This window comes from Vibrio sp. JZG10, from assembly GCF_054064075.1.
Genome location: NZ_JBSUGE010000019.1, coordinates 91,478 through 115,787, shown reverse-complemented (window position 1 = coordinate 115,787; position 24,310 = coordinate 91,478). Strand labels below are relative to the sequence as shown.

Sequence of the window (24,310 nt, the reverse complement as noted above, 5' to 3'; positions counted from 1 at the left end):
GAGTGGCCAAAGGGAGCAGACTGTAAATCTGCCGGCACTGCCTTCGATGGTTCGAATCCGTCCCCCTCCACCATATTGAAAAAGCCAGCTCATTGAGCTGGCTTTTTTCGTTTCAGACTCTTGATAAAGTAACAAGCCCTTCCTTATTTAACCCAACTTCTTCGCTATTCTCCCTCTGTTTGGATCCTACTTTAACAACTGGGCCGAAGCGAATCTCCGGCCAAAGTTTGGATCTGGTCGTTGTAATACAAACAATGTACTAGCACTTTGTCCTTGTTTTATCGCAATGACCATATGTGAATGCTAAAAACATTCAGTAAAGCACTTGAGGACTGGCTAGCAAAAAAGATATTCGGCAGAGTTAAGCGCGAGCTATGATGAAGGCTCCACCTGGCAGGTTTTATAAAAATATCTTTCGTAGATACAAACGACAGATACAAAAAATCCCGCAGGGGGTGCGGGATTTTTATTAGTGACTAAATTGGTTTAAAGGTGACTAGCCTTGAATACCAACGATTAACCATGGTGCATTAGGCACAGTCAGGTCACGCTCTAGGTGCCAGATATCTTCGATTTCTTCTTCAACACCTTCTACTGTGTCACGGTAACGACCGCTAAACTGCAGGCTAAGCTGTGCTTTATTTGCATCATAATCGGCACGGACGATCTCTGCATCAACGTACATTACATCAGTATGCTGCTCACCGTCGAGCTTCGCGCGCTCTGCTTTCAGATCTTCAAACAAGCTTGGAGAAACATATTCTTCAATAGTTTCCAGTTGATTGTGATTCCACGCTCCTTGCAGGATTCGGTAGTGTTCACGAGAGCCGTTAATGAACGCTGCTTGGTCAAAGCCCGGTGGGTAGTTATGTGGTACGTCCGTTTGAGCGCCGAAACCACCAAAGCCACCATTATTTGTGTTTGGCTGTTGCTCAAAGTTTTGCATGTTTGGTTGCTCAAACTTAGATGCGTTACCACCAAATGCAGGTTGCTGGCGATGCTGGTTCATACTGCCCTGCTTCGCACCTAGCATACCGCGCATTAATTTAAAGATGACAAAGGCAATCAAACCAATAATTAAGATATCCATAAACTGGATACCTTCAAAAGCACCGCCAAAGAATGCAGCAAGTAGACCACCAGCAAGAAGTCCTCCTAGCAGACCACCCATTAAGCCTTTTTTACTTGAAGACTTCGCCGTCTGATCTTTGCCGACCGTATTGGTGTTTTGTTGCTGTTGTTTTGGTGCTGGCGCTGTTTTGTAGCTCTTACCGAAAGACTTACTGCCACCAAACTTCTTCGCTTCCGCGATAGGCGTTACAGCAACGGTAAACATCAACAGAGCAACAATAGAAAATAAACGTTTCATCGTTATCCTTAAAGTTAGCTATCTAAGATTGTGCTCTATCAGACGAAACAACGATTGTTTCAAACAGTAGCACGCCAAAGATTATTGTTGCGTCATCATACTCTGTATGCCTGTTGATGAAAACAGCTTACAGAAGCTGACATGTATCAGAATATTGCCAACGATACAGACTGCTCTCGGTTAACTTCGAGATACTTGGTTCGTTTAGAACTGCTGGGAATGAACTCGCTACTACTCGGGGATGTTTTACTTGAATTAGAATCAGTGACACAGCTCAGAATCCTGGACCTTGACGTCACTTGAGTATATTGCCTTGTTGACGGTTAATAGGTAGCTGACTATCATATTGAACGATGTTCAATAAAGCAGTTTGAGAGTATGGCGCGCAGAAACGATCACACCAGAGAAGAGTTAGTGAATTTGACTTTAACAACAGTCAAAAACTTTTTAGATGAGAATTCTTACCACGAACTCAGTCTTCGTAAAATCGCTAACATGATTGGTTACGTGCCAAGCACATTAGTCAACATTTTTGGCAACTATAACCTGTTACTTTTACACGTAGTCGCGCAAACTTTAGACGAACTCTCACAAGAAGCACTGAAGGCGACCAATAGCAGTAAAGACGCTCATCAAGCTCTATTTGAGCTGGCTTATTGCTACCACGATTTCGCTCAAAAGCACCCTTACCGTTGGCAGTTAGTCTTCGAGCACAACATGAATGGTGCAGAGCTTCCAGAATGGCATGCCAAACGTATCGACGGGATGACAGGAATGCTGGAGTCACTATTGGCTCAAATCGCACCACATCGTACCGAGTCCGAAGTGATTCAAGCCAGTCGAGTGCTTTGGTCTGGCGTACACGGTATTACTTTACTCAGTGTTGATGATAAATTTTTCTCTAGTGAACCCATTGATGGTAAAGAATTAATCAGTAACCTGCTTTCTAACTACCTCACAAACTGGTAACAAAGGATTATCCATGTCGTCCGACAGACAGCCGTCCTTACTTACGCAAAGAAAGTTCCTACCCTATTTTATTACTCAGTTTTTTGGCGCATTCAACGACAATATTTTTAAAAACGTTTTGCTGCTGTTTGTCGCCTTCGCGGGATCCAGCGCACTACCTATTTCGAGCAACTTGTTCATCAATTTAGCGGCTGGCTTGTTCATTCTACCGTTCTTTCTATTCTCCGCTTCAGCTGGCGTATTAGCCGATAAATATGAAAAATCATGGTTTATTCGCAAGGTAAAGCTGTTTGAAATCGCCATCATGCTTTTGGGTGCCATTGGTTTTATAACCGAAAGTTATGGTGTGCTTTTGCTGCTACTGTTCTTAATGGGCACACAGTCAGCATTCTTTGGACCGGTTAAATATGCCCTTTTGCCCCAAAAATTAAACGCGAAAGAGTTAGTGCCAGGCAACGCCCTTGTTGAAGCTGGTACCTTTATCGCCATCCTTATTGGTACCCTAGGTGCTGGAATTATCGCCTCAGCAGACAACGCAAAATACCTTGCCGCATTTTGTGTCGTACTCTTTGCATTGTTGGGATATTTGTCGAGCCGCTCAATACCCTTTGCAGCCGCCAGCGCACCTAACCTTTCTTTTCGTTGGCAACCGTATAAACAAACTAAACACACGCTATCCATCGCAAAATCAGATCGTGTTGTTTTTCAATGCATTATGGCGATAAGCTGGTTCTGGTTTTTAGGCGCCGCCTATCTAACCCAGTTCCCAAATTTCACCAAGATTTACTTAAATGGCACCGAGAGTGCGGTGTCTTTCTTACTTGCTCTGTTTTCTATTGGTATCGCGCTAGGGTCGCTTCTTTGCAATTGGATCTCGAATCATCGTATCGAAGTCGGTATTGTGCCTATTGGCGCACTTGGCATTACGGTATTTGGGTACTTGATGGCAACCTCCATTCCAAGTGACCTACCTATCTTCCATAACTTTGTAGACTTCTTTAGATATGAGCCTTTTTGGCCATTATTTTTCTATCTATTGATGATTGGCGCCTCTGGCGGGCTGTTTATTGTACCGCTTTACGCATTAATGCAGCATAGAGCAAAGGAAACCGAGCGCGCACAAGTCATCGCAGGGCTCAACATCTTTAACTCTCTGTTTATGGTCGGCAGTGCTGTCTTAGGTATTGTGTGCCTGAGTGTAATCAAGATGACAATTCCTCAGCTGTTTGCATTGTTAGCCATTTTGAATTTCTTGGTCGCCGCTTACATTTTTTTGCAAATACCGATATTCGTTGTCCGTTTTGTGGTTTGGATGCTAACTCATACTATTTATCGAGTGAAACATAAAAACCTACATAACTTGCCAGAACAAGGCGGTGCGTTGATCGTATGTAATCACGTGAGCTATATGGACGCCTTGCTACTTAGCGCAGTATGCCCAAGGTTGATTCGTTTTGTGATGGAGGAAGATTACGCCAACCTACCGCCACTAAGACGCTTTTTACGCAGAACTGGGGTAATTCCGATTTCAGCGAGTAACAGAAACTCCATCAGGCGTGCATTTAATGATGTAGAAACCGCATTAAGCGAAGGACATATCGTCTGTATTTTCCCAGAGGGGAAATTAACCTCAGACGGTGAAATGAATGAATTCATGCGTGGCATTGATATTATTCTGCGTCGCAGCCCAGTACCTGTCATACCCGTGGCACTCAAAGGCTTATGGGGAAGCTATTTCAGCCGCGCGAAAGGCCGCGCATGTTGTGGCTTACCGACTCGATTTTGGTCAAAGCTAGAAATTGAGGCCGGACAGCCGGTTCCACCAAATGAAGCAACGGCAAAAACGATGTTCGATAGAGTGCATCAACTTAGAGGCGACTGGCGATAAAAATACATTTGAACACATGTTTAGAATAACTGAACATGTGTTCAAATCATTAAGACAAACTGACCACACTCAGTGCGATATACTCGCGCTTTCATTCACAACAGCGAATAAAAACCTTGAATAGAAACTACCTCTTGTTTGGATTGGCGTTACTCTTTTGCTTAACCCCTTTTGTCTCCTCTCCTATTGCCCTAGTTATTGGTTTTCTACTCGCAAGTTTTGGTTTTGTGCCTTCAGAACTGCCCATTGCTTCTTTTACTAAAAAGCTGTTGTCCTACTCGATTATTGGTTTAGGCTTTGGCATCAACTTTGAGCAAGCACTCTCTGTTACATCGGATGGTATCGGTCTGATTATCGCCACGATTGCGGGCACACTGATCATAGGCACTATCATTGCCAGAATAATTAAGTTGGAGCGAGTAACCGCATACTTAATCTCGTCAGGTACAGCAATTTGTGGTGGTAGTGCAATTGCCTCGGTGGCACCAGCGATTAAAGCAAAAGACGAACAGATTGGATTAGCACTGGCAACGGTATTTGTCCTAAACTCCATCGCACTATTCGTGTTTCCTGTGGTTGGGCATGCTTTAGGGCTAGATCAACACACATTTGGTACATGGGCCGCGATTGCTATTCATGACACTTCTTCTGTTGTTGGGGCTGCCTCAGCCTACGGTGAAGAAGCACTAACTACAGCAACAACGTTAAAACTCGCACGAGCTTTGTGGATCATCCCTGTCGCACTGATCAGTGCCGTGATCTTTTCGAGAGACCAGAAAGAGAATGGGACGAAAAAGTTAGTTATTCCTTATTTCATTTTTTGGTACTGCGCAGCCATCGCGTTTAGCGACTTCTTCCCTCAATTTGAAATGGTCTATCACGGTATTTTCGTTGGAGCGAAACAAGCTTTGGTGGTGTGCCTGTTCCTGATTGGTTGCAGCATTTCAATTTCGAAGCTGAGGTCTGCTGGAGCTAAGCCACTGTTGTTTGGTGTAACTCTGTGGGTGTTAATTTCAACCACTTCTCTAAGTTGGTTATTGTTTAGATATTAGTGGTCTTCTCATCGTGTTGAGATGACGACGGCTCAAGTTTGCTGTTTTTGTATGTAACAACCAATGCGATAGCGATCAAAAAAGCCGTCAGCTCTGCAAGAGAGCGGGCGAGCCCTTCACTGCTTATTGCAATACCAATTTGTAGTGCTACCGCCGCAATTAATACTAGCTTTACCATCCTGAACCTTATGCCTTTTTTCTCCTCGAAGAAGCATAATTATGATTCAGAGTTATAAGGATACGAAATTCCCTTTCTGACTAATACATAGCAAAATTGACTAATGATTAATTGATGGCAATAGCCACTCCTTCACTGCCTTCCGAGAAACTTTGATCCCACTTTCTAGTAGCACTTGTGGCATTAGATGGTATTCCACTGGCCATTTAAACTTCTCTAATCTGGGTTGCAAATGCAGGTCATATTCCGCTTTGCTGCGCAAATCATTGGTCTGAATCACAGCAACAGGGCGATGACCAAATTCCGCATCTTCGACTGGAACCACTATGCTCTGCACCACGCCATCAATTTGGTTCAATGCTGCCTCAATCTCTTCACAATGAATGTTCTCACCACCAGAGATAAATTGATTGTCGGCACGGCCGATGATCTTTAACTCGTCACCTTGCCACTCACCAAGATCCTTGCTGTCAAACCAGCCTTTCTCATCCAGAAACGGAGTAACATGACCTTGATGAAAATACCCTGCCGCTAATGTTTTACCACCGACAAAAATGCGTTGGTCAACCAACTTTATCTTACGGTGATTCAATACGTGTCCAGCATTACTGGTACTGTCAATTCTCTTTGCGGTAACGGTAGAGGCTGCTTCCGTCATCCCATAACCTAACCACGCCTCAATCCCTCGTCCTGTTGCTCGCAACGCCAACTCGTGAGCAACGTGGCTGCCGCCCAATAGCACATGCGTCAATGACAAGTGAGCATCATCATCCAATAGCCGTTTGAGTTGCGTTACAACCAAAGATGCGTGTGACACGCCCTGAATATCTTCGACAAGTTTTCCTGTACCGATTTTCAATGTCGCTCCGACATATAGCCAACGATATACAATCGCCAATCCAGAGACGTGATAAAGCGGAAGCGACAATAGCCAAGAATCTTGCTGAGTGAAAATGAACTCTTGCAACAAGCCTTCTGCGGATGCAAGGTGTTGTCGATGTGTATGAACCACGGCTTTAGGCTCCCCTGTCGAGCCAGAGGTAAATACCACAGAAGCGAGCCTGTCATGGTGATAGGCATCTTCAATCACCGCATCACGCTCTTGTTGTGAAACTAAGGGCGGTGAAAGCAATGTTGCCTTGAGTTTTTGTATATCATGTTCAGAAAAGGTCGAAGCGCACTCCTGAGCAAACCAGATAAACCGAGTTTGTTCAGGTTTATAAAGGGTCGCAAGTTTACTCTGTAGCGTATCGAGTGGTTGTACCATGGTCAGCGCGGCAAGTGCGCCTAACTGCTTGGAAGCAAGATAAAACAGCAGAGTTTCGACTTGGTTTTTACCTACCAAAGTCAGCACATCTCCCCGCGTTACGCCCAAGTCATTCAAATAGTGAGCGTATTGGTCAATACGTACTGAGAGTTGTTGCCAGTTTAATGTTTCTGTTGGTGTCTTGAGTGCAATAGAAAAAGGGCTCGTTTGAGCCCAATATTTCCACGGTGCCTTCGCAACATTGTCTATGCAGAATGCCACACAATCTCCTGATCTTTCAGAGGAAGAACGGGAAGTTCACACTTAGGCCAGCCTTGCTCTAACTGAGCTTTGAATAGGCCAATCGTATCCAAACCTGGAACTTCATCAGGCAGCTGCCATTGGGCAAAGCGCGCTAATTGCGTTAAACCGAGACTGGATTCAATGCTCGAGCTAATAACCGCTTTCATCCCCAGTGACTTCGCCTTCTCTATCAGTGTAATACAAAAATCCACCGAACCAATGAGTGTGGGTTTGATGATGATCGTTTTCACACCAGTTAGATCTTCAAGACGGAAATCCTCTCGACGAACCGCATCTTGCAACGTTTCATCCCAAGCAATCGCAATACCAGTATTGATAGCAAAAGAGAGACTATCGCCAGGAGAGCGGCACGGCTCTTCCAAAAAGGTAATGCGCTGACGCAGAGACGGAGTAATGTATTTAGCAAACTGCTGCGCTTTTTCTGGTGTCCAAGCGCGGTTTGCATCAAGTCGAAGCGTTAATTGAGGGATAGATTCAAGAAAAAGGTTCACAAGCATGCCATCGCGAATTGGCTCATAAAGCCCGACTTTTACTTTCGCGACTTTCTCGCCTTCCATTTCGTTCAGCTTTGGAATGAGCTCGTCTGGGTCACCAGTACACAGCGGCGCTGTTTGATACTTACCTTGTTGGGGTAAGCCACCAGCTAACTCTAACTGTGCCATCGATAAACCAAACGCGACCGATGGATACATGTTGGCGTAATCCACATCCAATCCAGCAACCCAACGCTCCGCTTGTTCCTGTAGCTGAATACCAGCATCTTCGGTGCTCTCTAAACTAAAACCAGGAAGAGGAGAGACTTCTCCAAGCCCTATTTGGTCACCTTCAGAAAGCACAACAACATAACCAACACGTTCTGTTAGCTTATTGTCTCGCAGGATGACACCACTATCCATGGGCAAGATATAACGATAAATTTTCGCTTCACGCATAATTCGAGTCCTATGTAATGCCGTATATTTGAGCGTTCTGGCGAGCAATCTCACCAGCCTCCCAGAGGGCGAGGCGCTCAGGAAAAATGGAACAGAGGAGCTAAAACACTCCTCTTTTTATACGGATTATGGGTTACGAGGGAATTTGTCGAAGTCTGGGCGACGTTTCTCGTTGAATGCGTTACGACCTTCTTGGCCTTCATCGGTCATGTAGAACATCATCGTTGCGTTACCCGCAAGCTCTTGAAGGCCTGCTTGACCATCACAGTCCGCATTCAAGGCAGCTTTCAGGCAGCGTAGCGCCATTGGACTATGCTGAAGAACTTCACGACACCAACGCACGGTTTCTTTCTCTAGCTCTTCTAGCGGCACAACCGTGTTGACCAAGCCCATGTCTAACGCTTCTTGCGCGTTATAGAAACGACATAGGAACCAGATTTCGCGAGCTTTCTTCTGGCCTACGATACGAGCCATGTAAGACGCGCCCCAACCACCATCAAATGAACCTACTTTAGGGCCCGTTTGACCAAACTGTGCGTTGTCCGCTGCAATTGTTAGGTCACACATCATGTGCAGTACATGACCGCCGCCAACAGCCCAGCCGGCAACTGATGCGATCACAGGTTTTGGACAAGTTCGAATATCGCGTTGGAAGTCCAATACGTTTAGGTGGTGTGTACCTTGCTCATCTTTATAGCCGCCGTAGTCGCCACGGATCTTCTGGTCGCCGCCAGAACAGAATGCGTCTTCACCTAGACCTGTCAGAATGATCACGCCAACACCAGAGTCATAACGCGCATCTGCCAACGCATCAATCATCTCTTTTACTGTTTGAGGGCGGAATGCATTACGCACTTGTGGGCGTGCAATGGTAATTTTCGCGATACCATCTTCAGATTTATGGTAGTGAATATCCTCGTATTTCTCGCTGCAATCTTTCCATTGAACCGGAGCGTAAAGTTCTTCTTCAGAAATGCCTACTGTTTTAGCCATGGTGATTCCCATTGTTCTCGTTACTCTCACCAAAGTGAGATTGAATTATGTGCTTAATATGCATCGCAAATTGTTGGGGCTGCTCTTGATGAACGTTATGTCCTGCGCCTTCAACTTGTCGATACGCCAACCCGCTACGTTGTGCCAGTTGGCTAAATTTTTGGTCTTTCGCGCCACACAAGTAATACATCGGTATATTCTGCTTTTTCAGTGTGGGCAACAAATACGCCTGCTTGGCTAACGATGTTGCCATCAGCATGCTCGCGACCGCCGAGCCAAGATTATCACTTCGCTTCGCAATTAATGTTTGTCTTTGCTCATGGTTTAGTGAAGAAAACACCGCTTGCTGATACCAATCGTTCAAAACACGTTCAAGTGGTTCTGTTTTGAAACGCTTTGCCCAGCGAGCATCATTCTCCAATCTCACCTGTTTCTCTGACTCAGTTTGAAGCCCGAAGTTTCCCCCTTCAACAATTGCGCCCACAATATTGAGATCTGAGAAGCATTGATTGGCAATACCATGCATCGCAATACGGCCGCCCATCGAGTAACCAATCAAAATAAGTGGTTGTTGCGGAGGAAATAATAAAGATAGTGTGGAATTAAGCAGTTTGCAGCAATCATCGAGATCGTTGCACTTTGTAAACTGGCTACGACCATGACCAGGAAGGTCTATAACGACTCGTTCAAACTGAGTCAGCTCATCCAAACAAGCTTTCCAATCAGCACCACTTCCTAAAAAGCCATGCAAAAACACCAGAGTGGGAAGGTCGCCACTTTGGTGTTTTTCAGTTGAAGAGAGACGCTCAGAGTGAAGCATGCAGGCTCTTATTAAATGCCTTTATCAACTCTGCGGCTTGGCTTGGTGGGGTTTGAACTTCCACCAGCAGTGTGCCTTGGCCGCTCGACAGGTGCTCGGCAACCATTGCTTGATACATTTCTAACGTAGTTGGCTTCTCATACTTTAAACCAAACTGTTTGGCTGCATGTTCAAACTGATAACCGTGGGGCATTTGGTAGTAAGCAGTGTGATGCTCCTGAGGCACCGGTAACATATCGAAAATTGCGCCACCATCATTGTTTGTGACCACAAGCACCGTCGGCAGTTTAGTGTGAGAAAACAGCGCTAGTGAATTGAGATCATACAGTGCTGATGTGTCACCAATATACATCAGTAACGGATTACCTCTTGCTCGCTGCACACCAGATGCGGTAGCAAACAAACCGTCAATTCCTGACGCGCCTCGGTTAGTGAACACTTCTACATCATCAAGTTTGCCGTACATATCGACAAGTCGAACAAACAAACTGTTACCCAAAAAGACATCAGCGTTTTTATTGCGCTCGTTGATGTCTGCTGCCAACGCGATTTCATCAATGGCAGAAGCTGAATCAGATAGGAAGGCTTCTTCGATACGTTGATGAACTCGCTTAACTCCATTCGCTAACCTATCAGCCCAACCAGCAAATATTGGCTTCTCAAAGCTAATGCGAGAAACCCAAGTTTGAGGAAACTCAACCCAGTGCATTTGCGCCAGATGATTTTGGTTATTACGGTCCATACGCGGCGAGATATACCAGTATTGAACGTCTTTACTTTGTTGATTTTTCGAAACTTGTTTATCAATCCATTGGTTCAAACGTTTGGAGATGATTCGGCTACCAAATTGGATAATAAGTTCACAAGACTCAAGCGCGTTTGCGAACTCGGGAAGTTGAAGCCATACATCGTAATGCGCCCAATCCGAACTGAGACCACTTTGCGGGTCTGCAAGTACTGGCCATCCCATCTTTTGTGCAAATGCCTGCGCCGACCGCGCTTGTTCAAGCGGTAAGCTGCCAATCACAACCAAGCCTTTTTTATCCGCACAAGACGGGATTTTCGCCTGTGACAAGTGGCTAAAACGCTGGGTATAACTACCACTTCCTTTTCGCCATCCGGCTACCGAGTCTAAGTAGGTTTGATAATCCGCTTTTGCACCATTGGAATACAAAGGTTCTGGAAATGCACAGTTAATATGAACAGCACTGCCTTGAAGCTGCTGAGTAAACATCACTTCGTCAACAGAGGTCAGCAACCAATTAAGCGATGTTGTTAAAGTTGGGCTTGGTAAATTCAAGCTGGCCGAGACATGATGTGAAAAAATACCCAACTGGTTAATCGCTTGGTTTGCGCCACAGCCAACGAGCTCCATCGGACGATCCGCAGTGAGCAGCACCAGCTTTTCACCAGTAAGCCTAGCCTCCGCAACGGCTGGTAATAAGTTCGCCACTGCCGTACCAGAGGTAACGATGATTGCCACTGGCTCTTGAGTAGCTTTCGCTAAGCCAAGAGCCATAAAGCCGAGACCACGCTCATCAAAGTGAGTATGAATAGAAAAATTGGACCGTTCTGCCACCTCTAAAGTTAAAGGAGTAGAACGAGAGCCAGGAGCGATACAAACATGCTTAACGCCAAATCGCTGAAGCTCAATCAATATGGTTTCTGACCAAATTCGATTGAGCACCGCTTGGTCATGATTCATGATGCGACTCCCAACGGGGGGTGATCAGAAATCAGCGTAAGTAACGTCGACATTTTCTTATCAAGTTCCGCCCACTCATGCTCTGCCACAGAGCCTGGCACAATACCTGCGCCCGCAAACAGTTGTACTTGGTCACCGAGCACAAGCGCGCTTCTGATCGCGACACAAAACTCTGCTCGTTCATGGCTTATGTAACCCATTGACCCCGCGTACCAGCCGCGCGCAAAGGGCTCATTATCAAGAATAAACTGCATGGATTCTTGTCGAGGTAAGCCAGCAACCGCCGCGGTCGGCTGAAGCGCCGATAACAACTGAACACCGTTTATTCCCGTCTTTAGGCTCGCGTGAATATTTCGCTTGAGGTGTTGCACTTTTCGTAGCCTAACCAAACTTGCCTCGGCCTCCACTTCAACCGCTTCGGAATGCGGTGATAGGCGATCAATAATGTCATCAACCACATATTGGTTTTCATTGAGGTTCTTTTCATCTTGGGATAACCAATTCGCCAACTCCATATCGTGAGTGGCATTGTCCCCTCGACCAATCGTGCCTGCTAACGCTTCGGTATGAAGTTCGTGCCCTACGCGAGAATACAAACGTTCTGGCGTAGAACCCATAAAGCTGTGTTTGCTGTCTAAGCTCAGCATGAAATGGAAACTATGATGGTTATTTAAGTAACTCGCTTTCAGCAACTGTGCAGCACTTAATGTGTTATCAAGCTGCACGGTAGAGCGACGCGCCAATACCACTTTCTTAAAATCATCATTCTTTATACCAGTCAAAACCCTATGAACTAACTCATTCCATTGAGGCTGACTTGGCGTATGAACAATAGAGCGGATGTGAGAAGAAATCGGAGCTAAGGTCGCGACCTCACAAACCAGTTTATTCAGTCCTGCTAGGGTTCGTGCTTTATCTTCTGAAATATTAACTGCGAGAGACCATTGTTGGTCAAAACGAATTAACTCAATTTGAGGCAAAAAGAAGAAAGAAGGCATACAGCGACGATTCTTCTCATGCTGGCCGTCAAAAGAGCGTCCGCCCCAGACTCGTTGCCCTTCACCTAGAATGGTATAAGCAGGGCCTGGCTCAACAAAAGCGTGTAATTGCCCTAGTGCAACGACCTCTTCACGAGTATCGCGGGACTGCCAGTAGAATTTAGGGAAAAGTGGTTGTGCATCAAGCCAATCAATAAATGAGAAATTAGGTTTCTCGCTCAGGGGCTCGACCAGACGTGTTTGATTGCCTTCCGCTTGCTGAACTCGCTCGATAATTCTCTTTACGGCTTGATGGAACTGTGACAAATCAACCTCGTAGTATGTGAGGATAAATGGTAACTGACGGCTACTCTAAGTTTAGACCCAAAGCAAATCAAGGTCGTATGCGATCTTTTGCAAAATCCTGTGATAGCAAACGAGCAAAACTTAACCAGCAAACAGATAATTTACAGATATATATTCTAATAAAAAACAAATTATTGTATTTTAATAAAGAAATTAACGAATTTTTAGGAATTATACAATGCAAAATATCGGGATGTCGTCAAAACTCGATAATGTCTGCTACGACATTAGGGGTCCTGTACTCAAACATGCTAAGCGCATGGAGGAAGAAGGGCATAAAATCCTAAAGCTAAACATTGGTAACCCTGCCCCATTTGGTTTTGACGCCCCTGATGAGATTTTAGTCGACGTGATTCGTAATCTGCCGACTTCTCAAGGCTATTGTGATTCCAAAGGCATTTACTCTGCTCGTAAAGCCGTGGTCCAACACTATCAACGTAAAGGTATCCGCTCGCTAGATGTCGAAGATGTGTATGTGGGTAACGGCGTGTCTGAGCTGATCGTGATGGCCATGCAAGCGCTGTTAAACAATGGCGACGAAATGCTGATCCCAGCACCTGATTACCCGTTGTGGACAGCTTCAGTTGCACTATCAGGCGGTAAGCCGGTTCATTACCTATGTGATGAAGGTGCAGACTGGTACCCTGACCTTGAAGACATCAAAAAGAAAATCACACCGAAGACACGTGGCATTGTTCTGATCAACCCGAACAACCCGACAGGTGCGGTATACAGCCGTGACTTCCTACTTGAAGTGATTGAAATCGCGCGCCAGCACAAACTGATCATTTTCGCAGATGAGATCTACGACAAAGTGTTGTACGACGGTGCAACACATACCTCAGTCGCAACACTCACTGAAGACGTGCTAGTCATGACATTCAATGGCCTTTCAAAAGCCTACCGTGTTTGCGGTTTCCGTGGTGGCTGGATGTTCCTAACGGGGCCTAAACATCTAGCTCAAGGGTACGTGAATGGATTGGAGTTGCTTTCATCGATGCGTTTATGTGCAAACGTACCAATGCAACATGCGATTCAAACTGCGCTAGGTGGATACCAGAGTATCAATGAACTGATTTTACCTGGCGGACGCTTATTAGAGCAGCGCAATAGAGCGTATGAACTGATCAATCAGATTCCTGGTGTTTCTTGTGTCAAACCTAAGGGTGCGATGTACCTCTTCCCGAAAATCGACACAAAAATGTACAACATCAAGAACGATCAGCAGATGGTTTTAGATTTCTTAAAACAAGAGAAGGTCTTACTGGTGCAAGGTTCCGGCTTCAACTGGCCGAAACCAGACCATTTCCGCATCGTGACACTGCCGCACGTTGAAGATCTAGAAATCGCCATTGGACGTTTTGAGCGATTCCTATCAACCTACAGCCAGTAATGAATCACTGGTAGTAATTAGTGCTGATCTCTCATATGCTTAGAGGAACTCCTAGTGAGTTCCTTTTTTACACCAGAAACGGAGAAAGCCATGAAAGAAAGCCATTTTTTCGCTCACCTGGCTCGAATGAAGCTGATCCAACGCTGGCCTTTAATGCGGTCCGTCTCACCAGAAAACGTTTCAGAGCATAGCTTACAAGTTGCTTTTGTCGCTCATGCCCTTGCCCTAATTAAAAACAAAAAGTTCGGCGGCAACCTTAATCCAGAACGCATCGCGATTCTTGCTATGTACCATGACTCCAGCGAAGTATTAACGGGTGACCTTCCAACCCCAGTGAAGTATTACAATCCTGAAATTGCCAAAGAATATAAGAAGATAGAATCGGCAGCGGAACAAAAATTACTCTCAATGTTACCGGAAGAGTTCCAAGATGATTTTGCCCCCTACCTTCTTTCCCACTCTGCACACGAAGAGGACGCAAAAATCGTCAAGCAAGCCGACTCCATCTGTGCCTATTTAAAATGTCTCGAAGAACTAAGCGCAGGCAATCATGAGTTCGCTCTGGCAAAAAAACGCTTAGACATCACTTTGCAAGAACGTAGAACGCCTGAAATGGATTACTTCCTCAATACCTTTGCCCCAAGTTTCGAATTATCGTTAGATGAAATCAGTTAGCTTACGGAGATAATCGTGTCGTTTGAATTACACCCACAATGGCAAGAGCGCCATGATGATGAGCATAAAATACGTCGTGACGACCATCGAAGCCCGTACCAAAGAGACCGAGCGCGCATTCTTCACTCGGCTGCATTTCGACGCTTACAAGCAAAAACCCAAGTACACGGCAATAGCTTGGAAGACTTTCACCGCAGCCGGTTAACACACTCCTTAGAAGCGTCACAACTCGGGACCGGTATCGTCGCCCAGTTAAAGAAAAAACAACCAGAGTTCCGTGATCTATTACCATCAGACAGCTTAATTGATTCATTATGTTTGGCGCACGACATCGGGCATCCTCCATACGGTCATGGGGGAGAAGTCGCTCTAAACTACGTAATGCGCGAACATGGCGGTTTCGAGGGGAACGCCCAAACCTTTCGTATCGTCACTAAGTTAGAGCCTTATACTGAGCATTTCGGAATGAATTTATCACGCCGCACACTGCTTGGTTTGATTAAGTACCCTGCCCTCATTAGTCAAACACGCTCCGTCAAGTTGCCTCAACCAGCTGAGCATCAACGTAAACTAAAAGCCAAAGATTGGAGCCCAGCTAAGGGCATTTATGATTGTGATAAAGACTTATTTGATTGGGTAATTGCACCGCTTTCTGACAACGACAAGGCATTGCTTAGCTTAATGCGCTCAAAACCAGAATCGGAGTTTGAGCACAGTAAAACGCGTTTTAAATCACTCGATTGCTCAATCATGGAGCTAGCGGACGATATCGCCTATGGCGTTCATGATTTAGAAGATGCAATCGTGCTTGGTATGGTGACACGTCAGCAATGGCAAGAAGGCGCAGCAAGTCAATTAGCGGACTGTGGCGACCCGTGGTTTGAAGCACATATCGATTCCATCGGACAGATGCTATTTAGTGGTAAGCATCATGAACGGAAAGATGCCATCGGTGGTATGGTTAACGCCCTCCTGACCAGCATTTCAATCAAGGCGGTGGATGAGCCTTTCAATAATCCATTACTGTCTTGGAATGCGTGTTTAGAGCCACAAATGGCACGAGCACTTGACGTACTCAAACACTTTGTCAGTACTTTTGTTATCCAAGTCCCGCAGGTCCAGATCGTTGAATATAAAGGTCAGCAAATTATTATGGACATTTTTGAAGCGTTAACAGCGGACCCAGAGCGCTTGCTGCCTGTTCATACAAAAGAACTGTGGTGCCAAGCGAAAAGCGAGAGCAATAAGATGAGAGTCATCGCCGATTACATTTCTGCTATGACCGATGGACACGCGCAAAAGCTTCACCGTCAGCTATTCTCTTCCATCGTTCTTTAGTCACACTCAACCTTTCAAGTAATTCTTTTCAAATACGCCCGGCGGCATCTGGGCGATTTGGAATTCGATCATCTTTTCAAAGGCATGCATAAGCGGTGTAAAGTCTCTCTCGGGTTCAAGCAAACGAAGCGAATGATAACCCGCCTCGACTGTCGATAAGCTATTCTCAGAGGGCGCCTTACGAATGGTGTAATGCCCTTGCAATTGCTTCGGTAATTGCACGGTTGGGAGTGGATGTAAATTGCTAGAAAGCTGCCACATTTTGTACGCTTTTTTCCACGTCCCATCGAGCAAAACCAAACGTATTTTCTTAGATACACTACGGCTCACTTGATTGATTTCAGAGATGCATCGTGACTGTTCCGATGGGTAAAGAACAAAATGTTGATATGATTCATCCGCCAACAAGTGATTTAAGACATCATCACCAGAAAAGTCCTCTCCTATCAGACAAATACAGTTATCTAAACTCAAATTGAGAATCCGTGCCGTACCAAGCGGACGATGTTCTTCACTCGTGTGCTGAAGAATGATAAGTTCTACCTCGCTTGCCAACGGTACAATCCATTGGCAAATACACGCTTTTTGCGATTTTCCACAACGAGAACAATAACGAGACATAGAGTGAACCTTTATACCTTGCTGAGTATTATCAGCGTGATCTGTTTGATACTTCAATTCGAACCAATGGCAAGCCTAACCGAGTGGCACAGCTACAATATACGCCATGGCGAATGGTGGCGAATCGTAACAGGAAATCTCACACATACCAACTTTGCGCACTTAGGGATGAACCTGGCAGGATTGTGGATCATTACTTTTATTTTTCGTCCAAGTACTCGCAACTTCCTTATCGTTTTCTCACTCTTGTGCGCATTTGTTGGAGCAATGAATTTGTTTACCAACATGTCGGTGTACGTGGGATTATCTGGCGTACTACACGGACTATTTGGATTCTGGGCACTCAGAGAAGTCTTTGAAAGCAGAAGAAGCAGCTTGTTGTTGGTCGGCGGGCTTATTGCCAAAGTAGCATGGGAGCAGATCTATGGTCCATCAAGCAGCACTGCTGCGCTTATCGGCGCAAACGTTGCTATTGATGCTCATTTATTTGGCGCACTCGGTGGGTTAACAATGGCTCTAATGGAAAAAGGCTTTCGCCGTCGTTTATTCGGTTAAAAAATCCCGAACCACGAAAGAGGGGTTGGTTCGGGAAAGCAGTAATAGGGAAACAGATATTGTTCTGAATTCAGACTCAATATCTGAAATACATCAAGCTACAGTAAAATGCGGTCTTCGTTTTTCTTAACTGTCGCTTCACCAATGCCTTTTACGCTCTTCAAATCTGCTGCCGTTTTAAAAGGGCCATGCTCCTCGCGGTAGTCCACGATACTCTGCGCTTTCTTCTCACCAATACCTTTCAACATGGTCGCTATTTCTTCAGCAGAGGCCGTGTTGATATTTACGGTAATTTCAATTCCTTCATATTTGTCAGTGGCTGAATCCGCAGCCATGCTAAAAGGCGCAAAAACAAATAAGCACAATGTCAAAATCCATTTCATATTGAACATACAATCTCCAAAATAGTAGGCTAAAACTAGTCATCGGGAGCAAGTCACTATCAGTTAACAAACCTAGATGACCCGATATTCGCAATGACTGGTATCACTTAAACGCGCACTAATTTAAGTAATGCTTATTGATGATTGAAGTTAATAAAGACAAAAATAAAACGGACCGCTTATGCGGTCCGTTTTAGTTAACATGCAAATTACACTAATTGTGCTTAGTTGCTCACAATAAAGTACTCAATGTCAGTGTTTGCGCGCAGTACAGCTAGCACAGATGATAGGTCTTGCTGAGAAGATGCTCGCTGCATTTGCATCGCAACTTGCTCTTCTAACTCACTATCTAGCTCAGCATTTACAGCATCAAGCTCGATGATAACAATGTTACCTTCAAGATCTTTAGACTGACCATATACTGGCTTACCATCGACTGGTTTTGCCATCGCGAATACCGTTGTTGCCAACGGAGAACGGCGATCTACTGTCTCTTGTTCACCAAATGCAAGGTTGTTTTCAGTAAGCACATCTGTCTTACCTTCTTTCAATGCAGCAACAACCTGTGTACCAAGTTCCATCGCATCTTGCTCACCCTTAACGCGAGATAGCTCTGCAATAACCTGATCTTTCACTTCTTCTAGTGGAAGAACCGTCTCATCACGTGCGTCTTCAACACGAACAACAATAATATGTTCAGGTGCAACTTCGATAGCTTCAGAGTTTAAGCCATCTTCTTTTACTTCAGGGCTAAGGATAGCTTGCATTACCGCAGGGTTACGAAGCACTTCAGGTGCGTCAACTTGAGAAATAAAGTCCGTTGTCTTCACTTCTTGGTTAACGGCTTGAGAAGCGTCATACAATGAGTCTGGGTATTCAAACGCTACGCGCTCAAGCTCACTTTGTAGCTCGTAGAATTGATCAACCGCTTGTTGGTCAACCATTTCTTGTTTGATTTCAGCGGCTACTTCTTCAAATGGCTTCGCCACAGAGTCTTTTAGCTCTTCAAGCTTGATAATATGGTAACCAAAGTCCGACTTTACTAGACCTGACGTATCGCCTGGATTCTTCAACGCGAATGCCGCTTCTTCAAAAGCAGGGTCCATCACATCACGCTCAATCCAACCTAAGTCACCGCCGTTTTCAGCACTGCCAAAATCGTCAGATTTCTCTTGAGCAAGCGTCGCAAAATCTGCTCCCGCATTTAGCTCATCTAAGATAGCCTGCGCTTTTGCTTCATCGTCCCCTTCTACAAGAATATGAGCGACACGGCGCTGCTCTTCTGAAGAATATTTGTTTAAGTGCTCATCGTAGTACTTTTTCACCTCAGCGTCAGAAACATTAACTTGTTCCTTTAGCGCTTCAGCAGACAGTTCGATATAAGCGACTTTAACCTGCTCTGGGCGAGTAAAGTTGTCAGGGTTTGCTTTGTAGTACTGTTGAATTTCTTCGTCAGTCAATTCAATGTTTTTCGCAAACTCTGCTAAGTCGATTTTAATCGTGCGAATATCACGAGTTTGAGTGAACAGCTTACCTTCTGCCTGTACTTCACCTGGCAGAATAAATTCACTGTTTTGTAGTGCATTCAGCAGTTGTTCACGAACCAATTCACGACGCATGTACTCAGCAAAAGAGTCTGGCGAAAAGCCTGCACGACGCAGAGAAGCTTGATAGATCTCTTGATCGAACTGACCATTAGATTGGAATTGAGGCATGTCTAGAATCATGCTGCGAACTTGGGTGTCGCTGATTCGCAGACCTAAAGCTTCTGCTTGTTGGTCAAGCAACACGTCATTGATCATTCGATCTAAAACGGATTTGCGGAAAGATTCAACATATGCAGGGTCAGCCAGCATTTGAGAGAAGTAGTCACCCAACTGAGCTTGCATACGGTTACGCTCATTTTGGTATGCCATCTCGAACTCACCACGAGGAATCTCAGTGTTACCGACTTTCGCTGCAGAGTTGTTGTTACCACTAACGATGTAGCTACCCACACCTGCAAATACGAAAGACAGGATGATAAGCCCAAGGATAATTTTGACCGCGATGCTATTCACGCCTTCGCGTAGTCGATCCATCATAATTTAACTGCTCTCCACAATTGAAGCCTACTGCTTCTATCTAATAGAAATAATGGCGCAATAATATCAGAAAAAGAAATGCGCATCAGTATGATGCGCATAATTTAAGAAAGTTCGGCTCGAAGTTTGTAAATTTTTGTTCGAAACTTATTGTTTGAGCAAAAGTTAAGCAAATGGCCGGTTACAGAATTAACGCTGTGATTAGTTACAAGCGTCTTTCAGTGCTTTACCAGCTTTAAAAGCTGGTACTTTTGCTTCTGCGATTTGGATTTCTTCACCAGTTTTTGGGTTACGACCAGTACGTGCAGCACGAGTACGAACGCTGAATGTACCAAAGCCAACTAGAGCAACTTGATCACCAGACTGAAGAGTGCCGCTTACTGCTTCGATGAATGCATCTAGAGCACGACCCGCTGACGCTTTAGAAATGTCTGCATTTTCTGCGATTTGTTCTACTAACTGAGTTTTATTCACTGTAATTTCCCCTTTGTGTCATCTGTGATTATTTTTGTGATGACTTTCGTTCCATTGTTAAGAAAATATGCTCCATCCCTTATTCGTCAAGGGCTGGCAGCTATCGAAACTAACTTAGCGCCCAAAAAAAACGCTGACAAGCCTTTTTAGACTTATCAGCGTAAACTTTTACTTATTTTTGCTGCACATCACTATTTTTGAGACTCAAACTCAACGCCCGTCGGGTCTCGCTCTAGTGCGACTTTCAGTACTTCATCAATCCACTGTACAGGGATGACTTCCAGATCAGCGATAACATTATCAGGAATCTCTTCCAAATCACGCTCGTTGTCTTTTGGAATTAGCACAGTCTTAATGCCGCCACGGTGTGCCGCAAGTAACTTCTCTTTTAGGCCACCGATAGGTAGGACTTCACCACGCAGTGTTATTTCACCCGTCATCGCTACCTCTGCTTTCACAGGGTTACCTGTCAGAGCAGAAACCAAGGCAGTACACATTGCAGTACCCGCACTTGGGCCATCTTTTGGCGTCGCGCCTTCCGGTACGTGCACGTGAATATCTTTCTTCTCGTAGAAGTCAGTATTGATACCCAGTTTTTCTGCACGAGAGCGAACTACTGTCATTGCGGCTTGGATAGACTCTTGCATCACGTCACCAAGAGAACCCGTTTGCGTCAGCTTACCTTTACCTGGCATGGATTGAGTTTCAATCGTTAGCAGGTCGCCACCCACTTCTGTCCAAGCTAGACCTGTCACTTGACCAATTCGGTTACTTTCATCCGCTTTACCGTAATCGAAACGTTGAACACCCAAGTACTCTTTTAGGTTGTCCATCGTTACCGTGACTGACTTGATGTCTTTATCCAGCAAGATGTTCTTCACGGCTTTACGGCAGATCTTAGAGATCTCACGTTCTAAGTTACGGACACCCGCTTCACGAGTGTAATAACGGATGATGCCAATAATCGCAGAGTCTTCAATGATGATCTCATCCGGTTTTAGACCATTGCGCTTCACCTGCTTATCAACAAGGTGACGTTTTGCAATGTTCAGCTTCTCGTCTTCGGTGTAACCAGATAAACGAATAACTTCCATACGATCTAACAATGGACCTGGAATGTTCATCGAGTTCGAGGTTGCAACGAACATAACGTCAGAAAGGTCGTAATCCACTTCTAAGTAGTGATCGTTGAACGAGTTATTCTGTTCAGGATCAAGTACTTCTAGTAGCGCTGATGCCGGATCGCCACGCATATCTGAAGACATTTTGTCGATTTCGTCCAATAAGAACAATGGGTTCTTCACGCCAACTTTCGACATCTTCTGGATTAATTTACCTGGCAATGAGCCAATGTAAGTACGACGGTGACCGCGGATTTCTGCTTCATCACGTACACCACCCAGCGCCATACGAACGTACTTACGACCTGTAGCAGAAGCAATTGAACGACCAAGAGACGTTTTACCCACACCTGGAGGACCAACAAGACAAAGGATTGGACCTTTTAACTTATTGATTCGGTTTTGAACCGCCAAGTATTCAAGAATACGCTCTTTTACGCGCTCTAGACCGTAGTGGTCTTCATTAAGAATCTCTTCTGCTTTCGCTAAATTTTTCTTAACTTTTGAGCGTTTAGCCCAAGGCACGCTGACCATCCAATCGATGTAGCTACGAACCACTGTTGCTTCGGCAGACATCGGAGACATCATCTTAAGCTTTTGAAGCTCTTGCTCAGTCTTTTCACGTGCCTCTTGAGGCATTTTTGATTCGTCAATCTTCTTCTGCAGCGTTTCGAACTCGTCTGGTGCGTCTTCCATCTCACCAAGTTCTTTCTGAATCGCTTTCATTTGCTCATTCAGATAGTACTCACGCTGAGATTTTTCCATTTGCTTTTTAACGCGACCACGAATGCGTTTTTCAACTTGCAGCAAATCGATCTCTGATTCCATCTGGCCCATTAGGAATTCCAGACGCTCAGTGACATCAACAATTTCAAGTACTTGCTGCTTATCCACCAGCTTCAACGGCATATGAGCTGCAATAGTATCCGCTAAGCGAGCCGCTTCGTCGATACCGTTGAGTGAGGTGAGAACTTCTGGTGGAATCTTCTTGTTTAGCTTAATAAAGCCTTCAAACTGATTAATCGCACTGCGAACAATCACTTCTTGCTCACGCTCATCCAATTCTGGCGTAACCACAAATTCCGCTTCCGCTAGGAAGAAGTCACTCTCTTTAAAGTGATTGATTTTCGCACGTTGCTGGCCTTCAACCAGTACTTTTACTGTGCCATCCGGAAGCTTCAGTAGCTGGAGAATGGTGGCTACCGTACCTACTTCAAATAGGTCGTCAACCGTAGGCTCATCAGTATCAGCTTGCTTTTGTGCCACAAGAAGAACTTGTTTGTTGGTTTCCATCGCCGTTTCTAAACAGCTAATCGATTTCTCACGACCAACAAACAATGGAATAACCATGTGCGGGTAGACCACTACGTCACGTAGAGGTAGTACCGGGATCTCGATACGCTCGGAACGTTCCAAGTTCATATAATTCTCTCTTCCGCTTTCACGTTTACGTATTACTTATCGATTTATATGGGGGCTAATTGTTTGGATTCAATAAGAGAAATAAAAAAAGGAGGTAATTACTTACCTCCTTTTTCATTACGGCTGAATTTATTCTGCTCCAGCGGCCTGATTGTCTGAGTTGCTATAAATAAGCAATGGCTCTGACTCACCATTGATGACGGACTCATCAATCACGACCTTACTTACGTCTGTCGCAGATGGCAGTTCGTACATGGTTTCCAGTAATACGCCTTCAAGGATCGAGCGTAAACCACGAGCACCTGTTTTACGCTCCATTGCTTTCTTAGCGATAGCGCGCAGCGCATCTTCTCGGAACTCAAGTTCAGCGTTTTCAAGCTCAAACAATGCTGCGTATTGCTTGGTTAATGCGTTCTTCGGTTCACATAGGATCTGAATCAACGCTTCTTCATCAAGCTCAGTCAGTGTTGTTGTCACAGGAAGACGACCAATGAATTCTGGAATGAGTCCGTACTTCACTAAATCCTCAGGCTCAACCTGAGTGAATAGCTCACCCACGGTCTTCGATTCGTTTTTAGAACGAACTTCAGCACCGAAGCCAATACCTGTACCTGTTGCAACACGCTGCTCAATCACCTTATCTAGGCCAGCAAATGCACCACCACAGATGAACAGGATCTTCGACGTGTCCACTTGTAGGAATTCTTGCTGAGGGTGCTTACGACCACCTTGAGGTGGAACCGATGCAACCGTGCCTTCGATAAGTTTTAGTAGCGCCTGCTGAACACCTTCACCAGATACGTCACGCGTAATAGATGGGTTTTCAGCTTTGCGTGAAATTTTATCAATTTCATCAATGTAAACGATGCCACGTTCAGCTTTAGCTACATCGTAATCACATTTTTGCAGAAGCTTTTGGATGATGTTTTCAACGTCTTCACCCACATAACCAGCCTCGGTTAGTGTGGTTGCGTCTGCCATTGTAAATGGCACATCCAAGAATCGAGCTAATGTCTCAGCAAGTAGTGTTTTACCGCTACCTGTTGGGCCAATTAGAAGGATGTTACTTTTACCAAGCTCCACACCTTCACTCGTTGTATCACCATTGCGTAAACGCTTGTAGTGGTTATATACCGCAACTGCGAGCACTTTTTTCGCGTAATCTTGCCCGATCACATAGTCATCAAGGTGTTCACGGATCTGTTTTGGCGTTGGTAACGCTTCAGATTCTTTCTTAGGGAGAACATCCTTGATTTCTTCGCGAATAATATCGTTACATAAGTCGACACACTCGTCGCAAATGTACACTGACGGACCTGCGATTAGCTTGCGAACTTCGTGCTGACTTTTGCCGCAGAAAGAACAGTACAGCAATTTACCGCTGCCACTTTCTTTGCTTTTATCTGTCATTCGCTAACCTCTTAG

21 protein-coding genes are annotated in these 24,310 nt (G+C 45.0%); 7 read left to right on the top strand and 14 right to left on the bottom strand.

All coding sequences use genetic code 11. The annotated features are described in order from the left end of the window. Positions 1-496 precede the first annotated feature (496 nt). On the bottom strand, positions 497-1,369 hold the full coding sequence (locus ACWYVB_RS19120; RefSeq protein ID WP_046874203.1) for a Tim44 domain-containing protein: 873 nt from the start codon (positions 1,367-1,369) through the stop codon (positions 497-499). A 378-nt stretch (positions 1,370-1,747) separates the two neighbouring features. On the opposite strand from ACWYVB_RS19120, the gene ACWYVB_RS19115 reads away from it, so the two are divergent. The 3 genes from ACWYVB_RS19115 (at position 1,748) to ACWYVB_RS19105 (ending at position 5,278) form a co-directional block, all read left to right on the top strand. Then, on the top strand, positions 1,748-2,338 hold the full coding sequence (locus ACWYVB_RS19115; protein ID WP_006743255.1) for a TetR/AcrR family transcriptional regulator: 591 nt from the start codon (positions 1,748-1,750) through the stop codon (positions 2,336-2,338). A 13-nt stretch (positions 2,339-2,351) separates the two neighbouring features. Further along, positions 2,352-4,226, top strand: coding sequence for an MFS transporter (locus ACWYVB_RS19110; RefSeq protein ID WP_046874204.1), 1,875 nt, complete (start codon positions 2,352-2,354; stop codon positions 4,224-4,226). A 116-nt stretch (positions 4,227-4,342) separates the two neighbouring features. Continuing rightward, on the top strand, positions 4,343-5,278 hold the full coding sequence (locus tag ACWYVB_RS19105; protein ID WP_457529783.1) for a YeiH family protein: 936 nt from the start codon (positions 4,343-4,345) through the stop codon (positions 5,276-5,278). Here ACWYVB_RS19105 and ACWYVB_RS19100 read toward each other — a convergent pair. The 7 genes from ACWYVB_RS19100 to ACWYVB_RS19070 form a co-directional block, all read right to left on the bottom strand. Then, the gene (locus ACWYVB_RS19100; RefSeq protein WP_005390556.1) at positions 5,268-5,456 is read right to left on the bottom strand and encodes a hypothetical protein; all 189 of its coding nucleotides are present in this window, start codon (positions 5,454-5,456) and stop codon (positions 5,268-5,270) included. The genes ACWYVB_RS19105 and ACWYVB_RS19100 overlap by 11 nt on opposite strands. Positions 5,457-5,556: 100 nt before the next feature. Then, positions 5,557-6,984 carry an o-succinylbenzoate--CoA ligase gene (menE, locus tag ACWYVB_RS19095; protein ID WP_457529781.1) on the bottom strand — a complete coding sequence of 476 codons (1,428 nt, stop codon included), beginning with the start codon at positions 6,982-6,984 and terminating at the stop codon, positions 5,557-5,559. Next, on the bottom strand, positions 6,969-7,958 hold the full coding sequence (menC, locus tag ACWYVB_RS19090; protein ID WP_282150370.1) for an o-succinylbenzoate synthase: 990 nt from the start codon (positions 7,956-7,958) through the stop codon (positions 6,969-6,971). The genes menE and menC overlap by 16 nt, the downstream gene beginning before the upstream one ends. 126 nt (positions 7,959-8,084) lie before the next feature. Beyond that, entirely contained in the window at positions 8,085-8,951 is an 867-nt protein-coding gene (gene menB, locus ACWYVB_RS19085) for a 1,4-dihydroxy-2-naphthoyl-CoA synthase (RefSeq protein ID WP_005390550.1), read from the bottom strand. Next, a complete protein-coding gene (menH, locus tag ACWYVB_RS19080) occupies positions 8,944-9,771 on the bottom strand; it encodes a 2-succinyl-6-hydroxy-2,4-cyclohexadiene-1-carboxylate synthase (protein WP_457529779.1) in 828 nt (275 codons plus the stop codon). The genes menB and menH overlap by 8 nt, the downstream gene beginning before the upstream one ends. Further along, on the bottom strand, positions 9,758-11,476 hold the full coding sequence (gene menD / locus ACWYVB_RS19075; RefSeq protein WP_457529777.1) for a 2-succinyl-5-enolpyruvyl-6-hydroxy-3-cyclohexene-1-carboxylic-acid synthase: 1,719 nt from the start codon (positions 11,474-11,476) through the stop codon (positions 9,758-9,760). Before menD ends, menH begins: the two co-directional genes overlap by 14 nt. Next, positions 11,473-12,780 (bottom strand): isochorismate synthase, encoded by a 1,308-nt coding sequence (locus ACWYVB_RS19070; RefSeq protein WP_258620870.1) that lies wholly within the window; start codon positions 12,778-12,780, stop codon positions 11,473-11,475. The genes menD and ACWYVB_RS19070 overlap by 4 nt, the downstream gene beginning before the upstream one ends. Positions 12,781-12,997: 217 nt before the next feature. Here ACWYVB_RS19070 and ACWYVB_RS19065 point away from each other — a divergent pair, with 217 nt between their 5' ends. The 3 genes from ACWYVB_RS19065 (at position 12,998) to ACWYVB_RS19055 (ending at position 16,225) form a co-directional block, all read left to right on the top strand. Further along, complete coding sequence (locus ACWYVB_RS19065) at positions 12,998-14,212, top strand: pyridoxal phosphate-dependent aminotransferase (protein WP_005390543.1); 1,215 nt, start codon at positions 12,998-13,000, stop codon at positions 14,210-14,212. Positions 14,213-14,302: 90 nt separating this feature from the next. Beyond that, complete coding sequence (gene yfbR, locus ACWYVB_RS19060; protein WP_047009477.1) at positions 14,303-14,887, top strand: 5'-deoxynucleotidase; 585 nt, start codon at positions 14,303-14,305, stop codon at positions 14,885-14,887. A 15-nt stretch (positions 14,888-14,902) separates the two neighbouring features. Next, complete coding sequence (locus ACWYVB_RS19055; protein ID WP_005390538.1) at positions 14,903-16,225, top strand: anti-phage deoxyguanosine triphosphatase; 1,323 nt, start codon at positions 14,903-14,905, stop codon at positions 16,223-16,225. Positions 16,226-16,231: 6 nt separating this feature from the next. Here the strand turns inward: ACWYVB_RS19055 and ACWYVB_RS19050 are convergent, their stop codons facing one another. Continuing rightward, a complete protein-coding gene (locus ACWYVB_RS19050) occupies positions 16,232-16,846 on the bottom strand; it encodes a tRNA-uridine aminocarboxypropyltransferase (protein ID WP_047009479.1) in 615 nt (204 codons plus the stop codon). Between the two features lie 3 nt (positions 16,847-16,849). Between ACWYVB_RS19050 and rrtA the strand changes: the two genes are divergently transcribed. Further along, the gene (rrtA, locus tag ACWYVB_RS19045; RefSeq protein WP_005390532.1) at positions 16,850-17,401 is read left to right on the top strand and encodes a rhombosortase; all 552 of its coding nucleotides are present in this window, start codon (positions 16,850-16,852) and stop codon (positions 17,399-17,401) included. A gap of 98 nt (positions 17,402-17,499) precedes the next feature. On the opposite strand, the gene ACWYVB_RS19040 is transcribed toward rrtA, so the two are convergent. The 5 genes from ACWYVB_RS19040 to clpX form a co-directional block, all read right to left on the bottom strand. After that, a complete protein-coding gene (locus tag ACWYVB_RS19040) occupies positions 17,500-17,784 on the bottom strand; it encodes a ComEA family DNA-binding protein (RefSeq protein WP_031780151.1) in 285 nt (94 codons plus the stop codon). 224 nt (positions 17,785-18,008) lie between these two features. Continuing rightward, on the bottom strand, positions 18,009-19,868 hold the full coding sequence (gene ppiD, locus ACWYVB_RS19035; RefSeq protein ID WP_005390530.1) for a peptidylprolyl isomerase: 1,860 nt from the start codon (positions 19,866-19,868) through the stop codon (positions 18,009-18,011). 201 nt (positions 19,869-20,069) lie between these two features. Then, complete coding sequence (locus tag ACWYVB_RS19030) at positions 20,070-20,342, bottom strand: HU family DNA-binding protein (RefSeq protein ID WP_005382341.1); 273 nt, start codon at positions 20,340-20,342, stop codon at positions 20,070-20,072. Between the two features lie 191 nt (positions 20,343-20,533). Further along, positions 20,534-22,885, bottom strand: a complete 2,352-nt coding sequence (gene lon / locus ACWYVB_RS19025; protein ID WP_005390529.1) for an endopeptidase La — start codon at positions 22,883-22,885, stop codon at positions 20,534-20,536. A gap of 129 nt (positions 22,886-23,014) precedes the next feature. Continuing rightward, complete coding sequence (clpX, locus tag ACWYVB_RS19020) at positions 23,015-24,295, bottom strand: ATP-dependent protease ATP-binding subunit ClpX (RefSeq protein ID WP_005390528.1); 1,281 nt, start codon at positions 24,293-24,295, stop codon at positions 23,015-23,017. Positions 24,296-24,310: the final 15 nt, after the last annotated feature.